Below are 16,766 nucleotides of genomic sequence, written 5' to 3' on the forward strand. Positions count from 1 at the left end.
AGTAAAAAAATGATGATGAAGTTAACAGCTATTCTAGCAATGACTGCTGATGGCAAAATTAGCGATCGCCATAAAACTAGAGCTACATTTACTTCTCTTGCAGATAAACAGCACTTAAGAGAGCTTATAACTCAATTCGACGCTATTTTATTCGGAGCAGGCACATTAAGAGCTTATGGTACAACTATAACCATCCCTAACTCTCAATGGCAACCTATTAATATCGTTATTTCCTATTCTGGTGAAATTTCCCCTCAGTTACCTTTCTTTACTCAACCTGTGTCTCGTTGGTTAATCACTACCACTACTGGTGCTGAAATCTGGCAAAATGAGCAAATTACTGCTTTTGAGCGCTTAATTATTAATGATGAGATTCAATGGTTAGCAATCTTAACTCAATTGCATCAATTGGGAATCACTAAACTAGGTGTCTTGGGAGGAGGAGAGTTAGTGGCGTCTTTATTAGCTTTAGGGTTAATTGATGAATTTTGGCTAACTATTTGTCCAATTATGTTAGGAGGTAAAGACTCACCCACCCCTGTAGATGGTTTGGGCTTACCTTCACCACAACTCCTAGAGTTATTATCTGTTAATCAGGTTGGACAAGAGTTGTTCTTACACTACAAGTGTATAAATAATCTGTGTTTCTAACTCCTTGGCTAGATTAACTAAAGATTGAGCACTAGGAAAGTTTCTTCTATCTAGTTTAACCTGTAAACCAGTCATGGGATCGTCTCCAGTAGAAATCAGAAATTCTAAATACTTCAGAGAAGACCAATTACTTAATTCAGTTAAAATACTAGCAATTGCTTGTAAATAGGGGTGATTCCTATCTTGATACCAATTAGATGTAGCTAAATCACTTTGATCAAAACCGAGATGGAAAATTAAAGCAGGATTATTAAAAAGGGCGATCGCTACTGGTCGTGCTTCTTCTTGTATTACTAAATGATATGTTTCAGCGAGATGGCGAATTTTAGCCAATTTCTCATAATTTTCCTGAATTGATTCTGTTTCCTGTTGCCAAGCGATCGCAATGGTGATTAAATAGGTCTGTAACAACATATGACCTAGTTTCTTGGCTTTGGTAGCTAAATAAATCGAGTTATAGTCATTTGCTTCGATTAATAGAGGTAACCTCTCTACTATTTCTAAGCCATAACCTTTTAAGCCCGCGATTTTACGCGGGTTATTGGTAATTAAACGAATTTTACTGATTCCTAAATCATTGAGCATTTGCGCACCCATACCATAGTCTCGCAAGTCAGCGGGAAAGCCCAATTTTTCGTTAGCTTGCACCGTATCTAAACCCATATCTTGGAGAGAATAGGCTTTTAGTTTATTAATTAAGCCGATACCTCTCCCTTCCTGTCTAAGATACACTACTACACCAAATCCCGCGGCTTCAATCATTTTTAATGCTGCATTTAACTGCATTCTACAGTCACAACGCAAAGAGCCAAGAGCATCCCCTGTCAGACATTCTGAGTGCATTCTCACCATTACTGGTTGATCACGGAATGACTCGATATCTCCTTTGACGATCGCTACGTGTTCACTATTATCTAAGAGATTACGATAAGCGTAGAGGTGAAATGTGCCAAACTGACTAGGTAGTTGACAGACTGCTTCTCTTTTCACAAAGCGATCGTGTTGTAAACGGTAACTAATCAAGTCAGCGATACTAATTATTTTCAGTTGATGTTTGCGCGCGTACTCAAATAATTGCGGTAATCTCGCCATCGAACCGTCATTATTTTGGATTTCACAGATTACCCCTGCAGGGTATAACCCCGCTAAACGTGCTAAATCGATCGCTGCTTCTGTGTGACCCGCTCTTTTTAAGACTCCTCCCTCACGCGCCCGAATGGGGAAGATATGACCAGGGCGTCGTAAATCTTCTGGTTGAGTTTGGGGATTTAAGACTATTTGTATTGTTCTAGCGCGATCTTCTGCTGAAATACCTGTGGTTACACCTAGACTGGGTGAAGCGTCAATACTTACGGTAAAGGCGGTTTGATTGGTGTCTGTATTGTTTGTTACCATTAATGGCAATTCTAAGGCGTCTAGGCGCTCCCCAGTCATCGCCAAGCAGATTAATCCTCTAGCTTCTACCGCCATGAAATTAATCATATCTGGGGTGACAAATTGAGCAGCACCGATTAAATCGCCTTCGTTTTCTCTGTTTTCGTCATCTACGACTACGATGAGGCGACCTGCTTTTAATTCTGCTAAAGCTGAATCTATACTGTCAAATTTGGCTTGATGGACTTGGGGTTCTTCCACGATAACTTATGTAAATTTTTATGACTTTTTACTCATTTTAACAGAAATCTTGACTTAGTAATTTTCCTTACGGAAGTCACGGGTTACGCTACGCTAACCCATCCTACGTTAATAACTTTCCTGAGTAAGTCTTCAATACCCTCAACCACTATAATAGGTATATTTAAGCGTTGGGAAACTTCACTCACTGTTAAGTCATCTAAAAAGTATTCAGAACCATACTTCAGTATCAAAGAGGGTAAAATAATCCCTTCTCCTAAGTCTTTTTCTGCTAATCCTAACAGTAAATCATGTCCCGTGAGTAACCCTGTTACTGTCATTTCTTGTCCCCAATAATCACTCTGTAAGGGTGCTAAGTTTACCTCTAAACCCTCTACTTGATTTAATCTGGTTACTAAGGGTTGAAAAGCCATGGCTACAGCGTTTCCTACTACCCAAGTCAACCTTGTTGGCTGCTTTATACTAGCAGGTAATATTTTTTGGGCTTGAATCTGAAATTCTTTGAGAAACTGACGTATTGAACCTACCCCATTACCAATTTGGGGATAATCTTCATAAGTTGATTCTGCTGGTAATTCTCTTTGAGCTATTAAATACCACTCATCTGCTAACCAAGCAAAACGTGTACCGTATTTTTGACTAAATTTCTTTTGGATTGTTTCTACTTGCTCGATTACTTCTTGTGCTTTACTTCTGGTTACAGGGTTTAATTCATCCTCTTGGGGACGAAATCTAGTTAAACCCACGGGTACTACCGCTGCTGATAATACTGCGGGGATTTCGCCACTATGAAAACTGCTCAAATCTAAGAGGGTTGTTTCGAGATGCTTTCCGTCGTTAATTCCTGGACAAACTACTACTTGAGCATGAATTGATAAACGTTTTTCTTTAAACCAGTTTAATTGCTCTAAAATTTGACCCGCGCGCTCATTTTTGAGTAATCTAATCCTGATATCTGGCTCTGTGGCGTGTACGGATACGTATAATGGGGATAAGCGCATCTGTTCAATTCTTTGCCATTCTTTTTGTGTCAGATTGGTTAGGGTTAGATAACTTCCATACAAGAAACTGAGACGGTAATCATCGTCTTTTAAGTAAAGACTATCTCTTTTTCCTGGAGGTTGTTGATCAATAAAACAAAATGGACAACGATTGTTACATTGGATTAAACCATCAAATAAGGCTGTTTCAAATTCTAGCCCTAAGTCTTCGTCATAATCTTTTTCTATTTCGACTATGTGTGTTTTTCCTTGGCTGTCTAATACCTCTAAAGTCAGAAATTCATCAGCACAAAGGTATTGATAGTCAATTAAATCTCTAGGAGATGTTCCATTGATACTAATTATGGCGTCTCCTATAGCAAATCCGATCTCTTCAGCAATTGAGTTGGGGATAATTTGGCTAATGCGCGCAGGTTGAGTAGCAGTTTTACTCATAGTTTCTTGTTCGGTTTAAACTATTTGTGTTTTAAAGGAAATCTTTGAGGATTTTGAATAATTTCTTTGCTTAAATCAATGTCTAAATCTGGCCAATAGAAATGATTGGGAAATGGTTCTTGGATGTTAAGTATTTGTTTAATTGTAGCATTTTCAAACCAAGGAAAATCTTCATAGGAAAGAAACATCTCTTCTTCTGATAAGATCCAAATCCCCTTAGATGACACGTGAGTTACTTCAACTTTTAAAGTATTTTTTCCAGGCATTTCTGATTTCATCTTGTCGTTTCTCAATAATCTCTTCTATGGTTTTAAGTTGTTTTCGAGATAAACCATAATTACCGGCTAACTCGATTTCAGGCTCAAGCCAAAATTTAGCTTCTCCTTCGGTATAATTAACATGGATGTGCATTCTCGTTTCTTCCCGAGAAAAGAAAAAGAAACGATATCCACCTTCTTGAAAAACAGTAGGACTCATTGAAAATCTATTTTAAATAGACTACATTATCTCATCTAATTAGGAATAAAGTTAGTAACCACTCCAATTAAAATAGCTATCCCAAAAATGAGACGATACCAGACAAATACCCATGTATCTTTAGTCTGTAAATATTTAATTAACCAGGCGATCGCTAGATAAGAGAATATCCCCGAGGAAATTACACCAATGACTACAGTAACAATTTCACTCTGGGCTACTCCTTGGATTAGTACTTCTTTTAATTCTACTATACCTGCTAAGGTAATCGCTGGTATTCCTAACAAAAAGGAAAAACGCGCCGCTGTTGACCTCTCTAGATTCGCAAATAATCCCGCTGTAATGGTTGAACCTGAACGGGATACCCCAGGAATTAATGCCAATGTTTGCGCTATTCCCATCCAAATACCGTCTTTTACTGTTAATTCGTCGTAAGTTCTTTTATGTTGACTTAGTTTCTCGGCTAATGCTAGTAATAACGACATCACTATCGAAGCTATGGCGATCGCACTCATACTCCTTAAAGGGGAATTATCTAAATCGGGAACGAACAATTTTAACCCCAATCCTCCTATACAGATGGGAATTGTTCCTAATCCTATCCCCATCGCTAAGCGAAAGTCTAAAGACTGATAATCTGATCTACGAATCGCTTCAAACATCCCTCTAGTAATCTGACTGAGATCCTGCCAAAAATACCAAATTACCGCCACCATACTCCCTAACTGAATAATCGCGGTAAAAGTTACCCCAGGATCTCCCCAACCTATCGCTACTGGTATAGCTTTTAAGTGTGCTGTACTACTAATCGGTAAAAATTCAGTAAATCCCTGAATCATCCCTAGTATAACTGCTTGAAACCAGTTAATTGGTTGACTTGTTGTTTCAGTTGTTGTAGCTAAAGCTAATTTTGGTGTTAAACTTAAACTTAGCCCTAGTATAAATCCTGTTAGATTTTGAGAGAAAAGTTTGTTTAGTTTCTTCATCCTGACTCCTCATCTTTCCCCCTACTATACAAAAAAATTTTATTTTTTCATTGACTTGATTTGACAAAACTCCTTAAAAAGTGTATATTTAGATAATGGAAATATATCCTATATATAACTAAATAAACATATAACTAAAAATACTTTTTAGTTATATATAGCCTTTTTCAAGGCTTCAGGTAATAGTTAAGACTTAGAAACAATTAGCAGAGAGAAATAAGAAAGTTTCAGATAAGGGAGATTGGGCAAATCACGATAAACTATTTGATTAGGGAAAGTAGCCCTTTCTACCACCATAGCTTGACTTAACAGATTATATTTAGCCAAAATTTGCCAAACTTGAGTATAAACAGAGCTAACCTTCATTAAAACCACCACATCCGCCCATTGTAGAGTATTTTCTAACTCAGTCATCGAATAAAGCGCGGGTAAAATAGCTAACTTTTGGTCTCGTAGAGTGAGAGGAATACCCAAAACAGCAGCAGCAGCTAAAGGAGAAGTTACACCAGGTATAGCTTCAACCTTAACTTGGGGGTACATTTGCTGAAGATTTTGTGCTAAATAAGTAAAAGTACTGTAAAAACTCACATCACCCTCACAAGCAAAAGCAACATCTTGATTTTGGGCTAAACATTCCCAGACTTGAGTTGCAGCTTGACACCAAGCTTGACTCAAAACAGTCAAATCTTGTACATAGGGAAAATTGAGTGCGAGAGTACGTTGTGTAGGTTTTAACCAATCAGCGATGATTTGAGCAGCTATTCCAGGTTTATTACCTACTCCTGCGGGAAAAGCAACTACAGGGGAATTTTGCAGAATTTTTAACCCCTTCAGGGTGATTAATTCAGGATCTCCTGTACCAACACTAACACCATATAAAATACCAAGATTATCTGAAGATGCCATTACCTACCGTTATTTTACCAGGGTACTTAGCCCGAGGTAGAGATTATTACCCTCTACAACAAAGTCTCATTGCCTTAGGAATACCCACTAGGGTTGTTCCTATTCGCAAGAGAGACTGGTTACCAACCATTGGACGTTCTGTTACTCCAATTATCAAGAGTATCGACCAAACGGTTAAAGCTATTCTAACCGAATATGGCACTAAGCAAGTTAATTTAATTGGTCATTCCGCAGGTGGATGGATCGCGCGGATTTATTTGGGGGAGAAAATTTATGATAAGCACACCTGGAAAGCTCATCAGTTTGTGCATACTTTAGTTACTTTAGGTACTCCTCATTATAGTCAGGAAAGGTGGACGCGCAAAAATTTAGCCTTTGTGGAGGAAAATTATCCCGGTGCTTTTTATGATCAAGTGCGTTATATTTGCGTCGCGGGTAAAGCTGTTTATGGAGAAAAGCGTACGCCAAATTGGTTCGCTTATAATAGTTATCGTATTACTTGTGGAGAAGGAAATACATGGGGAGATGGTATTACTCCAATTGAAGTAGCCCACCTACCTGGGGCTACTAATTTAACCCTAGAAGGTGTTAGACACGCACCCGGAGAACATGGTCAACCCTGGTATGGATCTAGTAATATTATTCCTGATTGGATTAGTCCTCTAAAATCTCATGATATAATCTAGGATTGAGTCAAATTAAACGGTAAGACATGAAGATATCTTCTCAACTGAGTCAAGCTTTTGCTAGTAAAAAAGCCCTTAAAGTTATTAGCGGTTTAAATAATTTTGATCATCAACGCGTAGAGATGATCGCTAAAGCAGCAGAAAGAGGTGGCGCTAGTTATATTGATATTGCCGCAGATCCAGAATTAGTCCAAAAAATCCGTCAAATCACTAGTTTACCTATTTGTGTATCGGCAGTAGAACCAGAATTATTAGCCCAAGCAGCGATCGCAGGAGCTGATTTGTTAGAAATTGGTAATTTTGATTGTTTTTATGCTCAAGGACGCTATTTTAGTGCAGCAGAAGTTCTCGAATTGACCCAAGCAACTAAAAACTTAGTTCCAGATTTACCTCTATCGGTAACAGTACCCCATATTTTACCCCTAGATGAACAAGTAAAATTAGCAGAATCTCTTGTAGCTAATGGGGCTGATTTAATTCAAACCGAAGGAGGTACCAGCAGTAATCCTACTCATCCCGGGGTATTAGGTTTAATCGAAAAAGCTACCCCAACTTTAGCAGCAGCTTATAGTATCTCTAGAGCAGTATCTGTACCAGTTATCTGTGCTTCTGGTTTATCTACAGTTACTGTACCTATGGCGATCGCCGCGGGAGCTTCTGGTGTCGGTGTTGGTTCAGCGATTAATCAATTATCTACTGAAATAGAAATGATTGCGGTAGTCCGTAGTTTAGTAGAAGCTCTCTCTACTGCTCAGGTAATTAACCACAAATAAGCTCTCAAAACTTACTTAGGGTGCTTTTTTTGCCCCTAAGTATGTACATTAAAGTAAGTATTACACAGCCAAAGATTTTAAGACACCAGGTTCAGTTTGAATCGGTAAAGTATTTAGTATATCCGTTTGAGCACAATAAGCTAAATCAGCATCACAGTTAAGTCTGAGTAGTCGTTGACCATGACTAGATTGTTTAAACAAATCTAACAGATTATCTTGCCATTGCCTATAGAGAGCGATCGCCGCGATCACCTCATCATTACCAATCTCATACTCTGGTAGTAACTTATAAGCGATCGCCCCTGCGCAAACAGTATCTTCTAGAGAGTAACCACCTTCCCAACCTGATCCTAATAACCAAATCGTTTCGGGTTGTTTAGCCAAAATATAATCAACAGCGGCTTGACGATTAACCAAAGCTGCGGTCATAACTACTCTAGCGTCTCTAACCCTTTCTAAAGCTCTAGTCCCATTGGTGGTACTAATAAATAGGCGTTTATCCTGCATCAACTCTGGTGTACAGTCTAGAGGAGAATTGCCCAAATCACAACCCTGTACTTTTGCTCCACCCCTTTCTCCTGCTTTCAAGCGTAGATGAGAGGGCCAAGTTGCGCTCACCTCCAGTAAAGTGTCGATTGAACTAAAAGCTTGTACAGCTTCAGCGCCGGCATGAAGAGCAGTTGCTATTGTCGTTGTAGCACGCAAAACATCGATAGCTACAGCACAATCAGGGACAATTTCACTAGGACATAGTTCTGGAGTGTGATAAACAAAGAGCTTCACGATCGCTTTTATCCTCAAGAATAATAATTTAAAGTAACAATTTATCTTCTCACAATTAGACGTTAAAACCATAAAAAAAGGTAGGACCAACGTCCCACCTTTAGTCTAAGTCAAAAGTTAGGTTATACTTCTTGCTTACGAGTGCTGAGGTCACCAACTTTCTGGAACAGACCAAACTCTACCTGTTCTTCTAAATCTGGATCAACACCAGCGAAGACGTCGCGATAGAGAGTACGTGATCCGTGCCAAATATGACCAAAGAAGAATAGTAAAGCAAACACTGCGTGACCGAAAGTAAACCAACCTCTGGTGCTTGTGCGGAATACACCATCAGAGTTAAGAGTTTCGCGATCAAACTCAAAAGGCTCGCCTAACTGAGCCTTACGGGCGTATTTTTTAACGGTAGGAGCATCAGAAAAGGTTTGTCCATCGTATAAACCGCCGTAGAAACTAACAGTTACCCCAGTTTGTTCAAAGCTATACTGAGATTCAGCGCGACGGAAAGGAATAGCAGCGCGAACCACTCCATCAGCATCAGTCAAGACTACGGGGAAGGTTTCAAAGAAATTAGGCATCCTGCGTACGCTTAAAACACGACCTTCAGCGTCTTTGAACTCAGGGTGACCTAACCAAGCTTGAGGGATACCATCACCTTTATTCATTGCTCCTGTACGGAATAAACCACCTTTAGCGGGACTATTACCGATATAGTCGTAGAAAGCGAGTTTATCAGGAATTTTTGACCAAGCTTCTGAGGGAGTATCTCCGGCTGCTAGATTAGCTTCTACACGACGTTCTATTTCTTGATTGAAGTAACCCTGATCCCACTGATAACGAGTTGGACCAAATAGCTCGATAGGTGTTGTCGCAGAACCATACCACATTGTCCCAGCTACTACGAAAGCAGCAAAGAACACCGCAGCGATACTACTAGATAACACTGTTTCGATGTTACCCATTTTCAGAGCGCGGTATAGTCTTTCTGGTGGACGAACCGTTAAATGGAATAAACCAGCAATAATACCTACCACCCCGGCAGCGATATGGTGAGCTACCACACCACCAGGATTAAAGGGGTTAAAGCCAGCGGGTCCCCATTCTGGAGCTACAGGTTGAATATGACCTGTTATACCATAAGGATCAGATACCCACATTCCTGGTCCAAATACCCCAGTTAAATGGAATGCTCCAAAACCGAAGCAAAGTAAACCAGACAAAAATAAGTGAATACCAAACATTTTGGGTAAATCAAGAGCAGACTCACCAGTACGAGGATCGGTGAATAACTCTAAATCCCAATATACCCAGTGCCAACAAGCAGCTAAGAATAGTAAACCAGAGAGGATAATGTGTGCCGCGGCTACACCTTCAAAGGACCAGAAACCAGGATCTACACCTGTCTCACCAGTTACACTCCAACCTCTCCAAGAGCCAACTACTCCTAGACGCGCCATAAAGGGTAAAACAAACATTCCCTGACGCCACATGGGGTTTAAGACAGGATCGCTAGGATCAAAGATAGCTAACTCATAGAGAGCCATTGAACCCGCCCAACCTGCTACTAACGCAGTGTGCATTAAGTGTACGGAAATCAAGCGCCCTGGATCATTCAGGACAACTGTGTGAACTCGATACCAAGGTAGTCCCATCGACTACTCTCCTCCTCTTGATAATTAATCTGTTGATAGTTGCTTTAATCAATTTTAAGCCTTCTTGGTTGATACTTAAATCTTGATTAATATATAAAGGCTTAAAATTAAGTATAACCGCTATTTTACCTTAGCAATCTAACTTTTCATTTCTTTACATTTCTTTACATTGTCTGAGGGGAGATGTCGAGCTATACTGGTTAAGGCGAGACTGACAGTGGCTTCCTCTGGTATTAAGTTAAAATTAATTAAGAAGAATAAGCTCATAATTCGATGAAAACAACGAGAAACCAAAGTCAAGTATTAGATATTTTACATAAAACTTCAGGGGAAATCAGTGCTCAGCAGTTATATACCCAATTAAGAGAACAACAATCACGCATCGGTTTAGCTACAGTTTATCGGGTGCTTAAAACCTTACATCTAGAAGGAATTATCCAAGAGAGAATCAGTACCAATGGTGAAGCTTTTTATAGTTTGATTGGTCAAACCCATCATCATCATCTCAACTGTGTTCATTGTGGAGAATCTATCCCTATAGAATGTTGTCCTGTTACACAACAACTAAAGCAATGGTGTGATGACCAAAATTTTAAGGTTTATTATCATACCCTAGAATTTTTTGGTTTATGTCATAGTTGTCAGGAAAAAGCAGCACAGTGAGTATCACAGAATCTGAACATTTATTATTTACTCGGGCTATTCCCTCAGCAGAGGCTATACCAGTTATTTTCGCTTTTCCCAATGAATATAGCGTGGGTATTACTAGTCTAGGTTATCAAATCATTTGGGCTAGTTTAGCCATGCGCTCAGACTTACAGGTTAGTCGTTTATTTACCGATTGGCAAGAGTATTTACCTCCTCAACCTGAATTAATCGGTTTCTCTTTTTCTTGGGAACTAGATTATGTCAATATATTAAATATCTTAGAATCTTTAGCTATTCCTATCGATGCAGAAGCTAGAGAAGATGATCACCCCTTAGTATTTGGTGGAGGTCCTGTTTTAACCGCTAATCCTGAACCCTTTGCCGCTTTTTTTGATGTAATCTTACTAGGAGATGGGGAAGAATTATTAAGCAATTTTATCGACACTTATCAAAAGGTCAGAAATAGCGATCGCCTTAGTAAACTACGCCATTTAGCGCAAATTCCAGGTATCTATGTACCTAGTCTCTATAACGTTACTTATGAAAGTCTCGAAGGGGAAATTACCGCAATTGAACCAATAGATACCGATATACCCCCTCAAATTACTAAACAAACCTATCGTAGTAATGTCTTATCTGCTTCTACCGTGGTTACCCCTAAAGCAGCTTGGGAGAGTATCTATATGGTGGAAGTGGTGCGCAGTTGTCCCGAAATGTGTCGCTTTTGTCTAGCGAGTTATCTAACCCTTCCTTTTCGTACCGCTAGTTTAGAATCTTCCTTGATTCCCGCCATTGAAAGAGGTTTACAGGTTACTAACCGTTTAGGATTATTAGGTGCTTCGGTGACACAACATCCCGAATTTGAAAGTTTATTAGACTATCTGACTCAGCCTAAGTATGCAGATATTAGAGTTAGTATTGCTTCAGTGCGCACTAATACTGTGACAGAAAAATTAGCTCGTACTTTAGCTAGTAGAGATACTCGTTCTTTAACTATAGCTGTAGAAAGTGGTTCAGACAGGATTAGAAAGATTGTTAATAAAAAACTAGATAATGCAGAAATTATTCAAGCTGCGATTAATGCTAAAGCAGGAGGTTTAAAAGCACTAAAATTATACGGAATGGTAGGAATACCTCAAGAAGATATGTCGGATTTAGAAGCTACCGTTAATATGCTTAAAGAGATGAAAAAAGTAGCCGGAGGATTACGTCTAACCTTTGGTTGCAGTACTTTTGTACCTAAAGCCCATACCCCTTTTCAATGGTTAGGTGTCAATCCCGAAGCCAAAAAAAGACTACCCTGGTTAGAAAAACAACTAGCTAAACAGGGTATAGATTTACGTCCTGAGAGTTATAATTGGTCAGTAATTCAAGCTTTAATCTCCCGAGGCGATCGCCGTCTTACGGAGGTGCTTAAATTAACTCGCTCCTATGGAGACAGTCTGGGTAGTTACAAGCGTGCTTTTAAAGAGTTGCGCGGTAAACTACCCCCCCTAGATTTCTATGTCCATCAGGATTGGTCCACAGATACTATTTTACCTTGGCATCATCTCAAAGGTCCTTTAACTAGGGAAACCCTCGCAAAACATCTCAGAGAAGCTTTAAATTAAGTATTTATGCTTATAACTAGTCAAAGTATTCTGTAATAACATAGCTACAGTCATCGGACCAACACCACCAGGAACAGGAGTAATCGCAGATGCGACATCAGCCACACCAGCAAAAGCCACATCACCAACTAAGCGAGATTTACCCTCACTATCGGTGACACGGTTAATCCCCACATCAATAACAACTGCTCCCTCTTTAACCAGATCAGCTGTAATTAGTTCAGCTTTTCCTACTGCAGCCACAATAATATCAGCTTGACGGATTAAACCACCTAAATTTTGGGTACGAGAATGAGCCATAGTTACAGTAGCGTTTTCTGCTAATAACATCAAAGCAATGGGTTTACCCACTAAAATGCTGCGTCCAATCACGATCGCATTTTTTCCGGCTAATTCTATTTGATATTCCTTTAATAACTCCATTACCCCAGCAGGAGTACAACTACGTAAACCCTCTTCTCCTCGCACTAAACGTCCTAAATTAAGAGGATGAAGTCCATCCACATCTTTATCAGGGTGAATCTTATTCAATAAAGCCACACTATCTAAGTGAGGGGGTAGGGGTAACTGAATTAAGATACCATCCACTCTAGTATCTTGATTCAATTCATCAATGACTGACTCTAATTCCTCTTGAGCAATATCTCCAGGGAAATGCTTACCAAAAGAAGTAATACCGACTTTGTTACAAGCGCGTTCTTTATTGCGCACATAAACAGTACTAGCGGGATTATCTCCTACCATTAGCACCGCTAAACCTGGTGGACGTCCTATTGTAGGGGTTAGAGTAGATATTTGCTCTTGTAATTGTTGTTGGATTTTTTGAGCTAAGGCTTTACCATCTAAGATTTTAGCCTGACAAAGGGATTCATTTTGCACCATAATAATTGTACCTCTGAAAAAAATAACTATGAACGCTCAACCTATTGCTGTAGCAATGGCAATTTTATATCAACAAGATAAATTCTTACTACAGTTGAGAGATGATTATCCTTTTATTCTCTATCCTGGACATTGGGGTTTATTTGGTGGTCATTTAGAATCAGGGGAATCCCCCGAAGCAGGTTTAAACAGAGAATTATTAGAAGAAATTACCTATCAACCTCCCAGGTTGAACTTATTTCGCCGTTATGTAGATTCTAAGCGAATTAGTTATATTTACCACGCTCCCTTAACAGTTACTTTAGATCAGTTGATACAACAGGAAGGACAAGATTTAGCTTTAGTCTCACCCGCAGCTATTCACCAGGGTTGTTATTATTCGGAGAAAATCGCCCAAACTCGACCTTTAGGAAGTCCTCATCAAAAGATTTTACAGGATTTTCTAACATTTTATGACACCTAGGCTTAGTGGGGCGCTTATCAAAAGCGCCCTAAAGCAGAAGTGAAAAGCTTTAGTCTTCAGCGAAAATATAACGGTGTAACTCTTGGGGATTGGGTTCGGGACTTTCTTGAGCAAATTTAACCGCGTCTTCGATTTGAGCTTTAATTTCGTCGTCTATAGCTTTTAACTCTTCAGTTGTGCTTAAATTTTGCTCTAGGAGATAGTTAGTAAATCTGGTAATAGGGTCTTTTTGAGCCCAGAATTCTTTTTCATCAGGCGATCGCAATTCATCGGGATCAGCTAGAGAATGACCACGAAAACGATAGGTTAAGGCTTCAATTAAAGTTGGACCTTCTCCCGCGCGTGCTCTAGCTACCGCTTCTTGAGCTACTGTATGCACTGCTAATACGTCCATACCATCTACTTCTACACCTACCATGTCAAAGACACTGGCTTTTTTATAGATTTCTGGTTGAGAGGTAGCGCGATCGTGAGCCATCCCAATCGCCCATTTATTGTTTTCTACTACGTAAATCATTGGTAATTTCCAAAGTGCTGCCATATTTAAACACTCAAAGAATTGACCATTATTACTCGCACCATCCCCAAAGAAACAAACACTCACTTGATCCCCTTCTGGATCTCCTAATACTTCTCTACGGTATTTACTTTGAAAAGCCGCACCTGTGGCTACTGGTATTCCTTCAGCTACAAACGCATAACCTCCTAGCAGGTGGTGTTCTGCTGAGAACATGTGCATTGAACCGCCACGACCTTTACTACATCCCGTTTCTTTCCCGAATAATTCCGCCATTACTTGTCTTGGTGGTACACCTGCGCTGAGAGCGTGTACGTGGTCACGATAAGTACTACATACATAATCATGATCCTGCCGTAAGGCTTTAATTACTCCTGTAGATACGGCTTCTTGTCCATTATACAAATGCACGAACCCAAACATTTTGCCCCGATAATACATTTCCGCGCATTTATCTTCAAAAACACGACCAAGCACCATATCTTTATATAAGATCATCGCTTCTTCGCGAGTAATGGTTACTGAATTAGGGTCAAAGGGGGGTATAGTTCGTTCTGAGATGATTGTCATTATGATTAATTAATTGTTTTGCTTGTTAGAGATATGAGATAACATCATAATTGAAGATTATGTGCAAAGGAACTTAAAAGTGGTCAATATGCTTTCGTTAGAAGATTTTGCCTTAGAGAAGCACCCAATTAATATCCCTCTAGATTATTATCGCGTTTTAGGCGTACCTGTTCAAGCAACCACCGAACAAATAGCCCAAGCTTATCACGATCGCTCTGTACAATTACCTCGCGCTGAGTATAGTCATAAAGCGATTACAGCTCGTCAACAATTGATCAGAGAATCTTATCAAATTTTATCTGAACCACAACAAAGACAAAATTATGATACAAAATTCCTCTCTTCTTCAACTCCTGAAATTACTATTGCTCCTACACAATTAGCAGGTGCTTTAGTTATTTTACAAGAATTTGGGGAATACGAATTAGTAGTAAAACTTAGCCAAAATTATCAAGATTCTAATTTAACTCCCCAAGAAAATCAAGATATTCTCTTAAGTGTAGCTTTAGCTAATCTAGAATTAGGTAGAGAAAGATGGCAACAGGGTAAATACGAAAAAGCAGCATCTTTTCTCTTAGCAGGACAAAAAATTTTAGCAGAGCAACAAATCTGTTTAAAAATACAACAGGAAATTCAACAAGACCTTTGTAAACTTCGTCCCTATCGCATTATTGAATTATTGTCTTTAAATCTTAAACATACTAAAGAGCGTCAAACTGGCTTAAATTTACTCCAAGAAATGCTGGATAAACGTCAAGGTATAGAGGGAAAAACTAATGATTATTCTGGTTTAAGTCTTGATGATTTTTTGCGATTTATTCAACAAATTCAAAGCTATTTAACCGTAACTGAACAACAAACTATTTTTGAACGAGAAGCTAAACGTCCTTCTCCTGTAGCCACCTATTTAGCATTTTATGCTCTGTTAGCTAGGGGTTTTGCACACAAACAACCTGAGTTAATTTTTAGAGCTAAAACTTTATTAAAACCCTTGCTCAAACATCAAGACATTTATCTAGAAGAAGGAGTATGTAATTTATTATTAGGACAAACAGAAGCAGCTTTACAGTCTCTAGACAAAAGTCAAGAATCAGCAACTCTTGATTTTATTAAACAACAATCAGCAAATTCTCCTGATTTACTCCCAGGATTATGTCTATATAGTGAAAGATGGTTACAGTCAGAAGTTTTTCCCCATTTTCGAGACTTAACCGATTGCTCTACTTCTCTAGAAGACTATTTTAATGATTTAGATGTGCAAAATTATTTAAATAGTTTACCCCAAGAATTAAACCAACAACCAGAAATAATTAAGGAAACACCCATAATAACTCCTGTTAGTGAACAATTATTTAATGCTAGTTCTCTACAAACTCTGCAACCACCAGTTAAAGAGTCTAAAACGACTGCCAATTTAACTATGGAAGAAGCAGTTAGAGAAACTAATGCTAGACAAACAAACAAGCAGAGCCAAATTTTGCAGAATAGTAATCTCTGGAAAATAGTTTTAGCTAGTCTATTAGGGATAGGATTTTTAACAATAATTGCTAGTCTGTGGAAAAAAACAACTACACCAGATTCACAATTAATATTAAGTTTAAATCAACCTATGATAGTTATACCCGAAACCAATCAAATTGAGATACCAACTCCTGTTGTTACTGAAAATATCTTACCTGAAATATTAAATAATGATCAAGCTAGTATAATAGTAGCTAAATGGTTAGAAGCAAAATCGAGAGCTTTTGGGATTAATCATGAAATTAATGCTCTCAATGAGATTTTAGTTGATCCTTTACTAAGTAAAAGAGTAGAAATAGCTAATCTAGTTAAGAGTCAAAATAGCTACCGAGAATATGAGCATGATTTTGAGATTGAATCGGTAATTATGGATGAAAATAACCCAGAAAAAGCGATAATAATAGCCCAAGTCAGAGAAGTTGGTAAATACTATCAAAATGAGCGTTTTCTTGCCGATAAATCCTATGATTCAACCTTAAGAGTACGTTATGATTTGAATAAAGTTGATCAACGATGGTTGATTAGCAATATCCAAGATCTTCGCTCTTCCCAGTAAGATAAACTAATTGTGAC

General features: G+C 38.7%; 17 protein-coding genes. 7 read left to right on the forward strand and 10 right to left on the reverse strand.

The genetic code is table 11. The annotated features are described in order from the left end of the window. Nucleotides 1–15 precede the first annotated feature (15 nt). Nucleotides 16–651: a RibD family protein gene (locus EA365_09180; protein TVQ44862.1), complete on the forward strand. Its 636-nt coding sequence runs from the start codon at nt 16–18 to the stop codon at nt 649–651. Here the strand turns inward: EA365_09180 and ribA are convergent. The 6 genes from ribA to EA365_09210 all read right to left on the reverse strand — a co-directional run bounded on the left by ribA (nt 616) and on the right by EA365_09210 (nt 6,091). Beyond that, nucleotides 616–2,286 (reverse strand): bifunctional 3,4-dihydroxy-2-butanone-4-phosphate synthase RibB/GTP cyclohydrolase II RibA, encoded by a 1,671-nt coding sequence (ribA, locus tag EA365_09185; GenBank protein TVQ44828.1) that lies wholly within the window; start codon nt 2,284–2,286, stop codon nt 616–618. The genes EA365_09180 and ribA overlap by 36 nt on opposite strands. An 83-nt stretch (nt 2,287–2,369) precedes the next feature. Next, nucleotides 2,370–3,722, reverse strand: a complete 1,353-nt coding sequence (locus tag EA365_09190) for a TIGR03279 family radical SAM protein (protein TVQ44829.1) — start codon at nt 3,720–3,722, stop codon at nt 2,370–2,372. A gap of 20 nt (nt 3,723–3,742) precedes the next feature. Further along, nucleotides 3,743–4,000, reverse strand: a complete 258-nt coding sequence (locus EA365_09195) for a DUF2442 domain-containing protein (GenBank protein ID TVQ44830.1) — start codon at nt 3,998–4,000, stop codon at nt 3,743–3,745. Next, the gene (locus EA365_09200; GenBank protein ID TVQ44831.1) at nt 3,960–4,199 is read right to left on the reverse strand and encodes a DUF4160 domain-containing protein; all 240 of its coding nucleotides are present in this window, start codon (nt 4,197–4,199) and stop codon (nt 3,960–3,962) included. Before EA365_09200 ends, EA365_09195 begins: the two co-directional genes overlap by 41 nt. Before the next feature lie 35 nt (nt 4,200–4,234). After that, the gene (locus EA365_09205; GenBank protein TVQ44832.1) at nt 4,235–5,185 is read right to left on the reverse strand and encodes an undecaprenyl-diphosphate phosphatase; all 951 of its coding nucleotides are present in this window, start codon (nt 5,183–5,185) and stop codon (nt 4,235–4,237) included. Between the two features lie 186 nt (nt 5,186–5,371). Continuing rightward, a complete protein-coding gene (locus tag EA365_09210; GenBank protein ID TVQ44833.1) occupies nt 5,372–6,091 on the reverse strand; it encodes a precorrin-2 C(20)-methyltransferase in 720 nt (239 codons plus the stop codon). Between EA365_09210 and EA365_09215 the strand changes: the two genes are divergently transcribed. Beyond that, on the forward strand, nt 6,085–6,777 hold the full coding sequence (locus EA365_09215) for an alpha/beta fold hydrolase (GenBank protein ID TVQ44834.1): 693 nt from the start codon (nt 6,085–6,087) through the stop codon (nt 6,775–6,777). The two genes, EA365_09210 and EA365_09215, sit on opposite strands and share 7 nt — an antisense overlap. A 26-nt stretch (nt 6,778–6,803) precedes the next feature. Further along, nucleotides 6,804–7,550, forward strand: coding sequence for a DUF561 domain-containing protein (locus EA365_09220; GenBank protein TVQ44835.1), 747 nt, complete (start codon nt 6,804–6,806; stop codon nt 7,548–7,550). Nucleotides 7,551–7,610: 60 nt separating this feature from the next. Here EA365_09220 and EA365_09225 read toward each other — a convergent pair whose 3' ends face one another. Next, nucleotides 7,611–8,405, reverse strand: coding sequence for a 2-phosphosulfolactate phosphatase family protein (locus EA365_09225; GenBank protein TVQ44836.1), 795 nt, complete (start codon nt 8,403–8,405; stop codon nt 7,611–7,613). Nucleotides 8,406–8,455: 50 nt separating this feature from the next. Then, nucleotides 8,456–9,982, reverse strand: a complete 1,527-nt coding sequence (gene psbB, locus EA365_09230) for a photosystem II chlorophyll-binding protein CP47 (protein ID TVQ44837.1) — start codon at nt 9,980–9,982, stop codon at nt 8,456–8,458. A gap of 273 nt (nt 9,983–10,255) precedes the next feature. Here psbB and EA365_09235 point away from each other — a divergent pair, with 273 nt between their 5' ends. After that, nucleotides 10,256–10,645, forward strand: a complete 390-nt coding sequence (locus EA365_09235) for a transcriptional repressor (GenBank protein ID TVQ44838.1) — start codon at nt 10,256–10,258, stop codon at nt 10,643–10,645. Continuing rightward, nucleotides 10,642–12,240, forward strand: coding sequence for a radical SAM protein (locus EA365_09240; protein TVQ44839.1), 1,599 nt, complete (start codon nt 10,642–10,644; stop codon nt 12,238–12,240). The genes EA365_09235 and EA365_09240 overlap by 4 nt, the downstream gene beginning before the upstream one ends. On the opposite strand, the gene folD is transcribed toward EA365_09240, so the two are convergent. Next, nucleotides 12,232–13,122 (reverse strand): bifunctional methylenetetrahydrofolate dehydrogenase/methenyltetrahydrofolate cyclohydrolase FolD, encoded by an 891-nt coding sequence (gene folD / locus EA365_09245; GenBank protein TVQ44840.1) that lies wholly within the window; start codon nt 13,120–13,122, stop codon nt 12,232–12,234. The genes EA365_09240 and folD overlap by 9 nt on opposite strands. Before the next feature lie 28 nt (nt 13,123–13,150). On the opposite strand from folD, the gene EA365_09250 reads away from it, so the two are divergent. Continuing rightward, nucleotides 13,151–13,585, forward strand: coding sequence for an NUDIX domain-containing protein (locus EA365_09250; GenBank protein TVQ44841.1), 435 nt, complete (start codon nt 13,151–13,153; stop codon nt 13,583–13,585). A gap of 49 nt (nt 13,586–13,634) precedes the next feature. Here EA365_09250 and pdhA read toward each other — a convergent pair whose 3' ends face one another. Further along, nucleotides 13,635–14,666: a pyruvate dehydrogenase (acetyl-transferring) E1 component subunit alpha gene (pdhA, locus tag EA365_09255; GenBank protein ID TVQ44863.1), complete on the reverse strand. Its 1,032-nt coding sequence runs from the start codon at nt 14,664–14,666 to the stop codon at nt 13,635–13,637. A 94-nt stretch (nt 14,667–14,760) separates the two neighbouring features. Between pdhA and EA365_09260 the strand changes: the two genes are divergently transcribed. After that, entirely contained in the window at nt 14,761–16,749 is a 1,989-nt protein-coding gene (locus EA365_09260) for a DUF4101 domain-containing protein (GenBank protein ID TVQ44842.1), read from the forward strand. Nucleotides 16,750–16,766 lie beyond the last annotated feature (17 nt).

The sequence above is a fragment of the Gloeocapsa sp. DLM2.Bin57 genome (assembly GCA_007693955.1).
In the GTDB taxonomy this organism is placed as follows: Bacteria; Cyanobacteriota; Cyanobacteriia; order Cyanobacteriales; family Gloeocapsaceae; genus Gloeocapsa.

Coding starts and splice junctions, on each gene's coding strand:
- EA365_09180 (TVQ44862.1), top strand. CDS start 16: ATGAAGTTAACAGCTATTCTAGCAATGACTGCTGATGGCAAAATTAGC.
- EA365_09190 (TVQ44829.1), bottom strand. CDS start 3,722: ATGAGTAAAACTGCTACTCAACCTGCGCGCATTAGCCAAATTATCCCC.
- EA365_09195 (TVQ44830.1), bottom strand. CDS start 4,000: ATGAAATCAGAAATGCCTGGAAAAAATACTTTAAAAGTTGAAGTAACT.
- EA365_09200 (TVQ44831.1), bottom strand. CDS start 4,199: ATGAGTCCTACTGTTTTTCAAGAAGGTGGATATCGTTTCTTTTTCTTT.
- EA365_09205 (TVQ44832.1), bottom strand. CDS start 5,185: ATGAAGAAACTAAACAAACTTTTCTCTCAAAATCTAACAGGATTTATA.
- EA365_09215 (TVQ44834.1), top strand. CDS start 6,085: ATGCCATTACCTACCGTTATTTTACCAGGGTACTTAGCCCGAGGTAGA.
- EA365_09210 (TVQ44833.1), bottom strand. CDS start 6,091: ATGGCATCTTCAGATAATCTTGGTATTTTATATGGTGTTAGTGTTGGT.
- EA365_09220 (TVQ44835.1), top strand. CDS start 6,804: ATGAAGATATCTTCTCAACTGAGTCAAGCTTTTGCTAGTAAAAAAGCC.
- EA365_09225 (TVQ44836.1), bottom strand. CDS start 8,405: ATGGTTTTAACGTCTAATTGTGAGAAGATAAATTGTTACTTTAAATTA.
- psbB (TVQ44837.1), bottom strand. CDS start 9,982: ATGGGACTACCTTGGTATCGAGTTCACACAGTTGTCCTGAATGATCCA.
- EA365_09235 (TVQ44838.1), top strand. CDS start 10,256: ATGAAAACAACGAGAAACCAAAGTCAAGTATTAGATATTTTACATAAA.
- folD (TVQ44840.1), bottom strand. CDS start 13,122: ATGGTGCAAAATGAATCCCTTTGTCAGGCTAAAATCTTAGATGGTAAA.
- EA365_09250 (TVQ44841.1), top strand. CDS start 13,151: ATGAACGCTCAACCTATTGCTGTAGCAATGGCAATTTTATATCAACAA.
- EA365_09260 (TVQ44842.1), top strand. CDS start 14,761: ATGCTTTCGTTAGAAGATTTTGCCTTAGAGAAGCACCCAATTAATATC.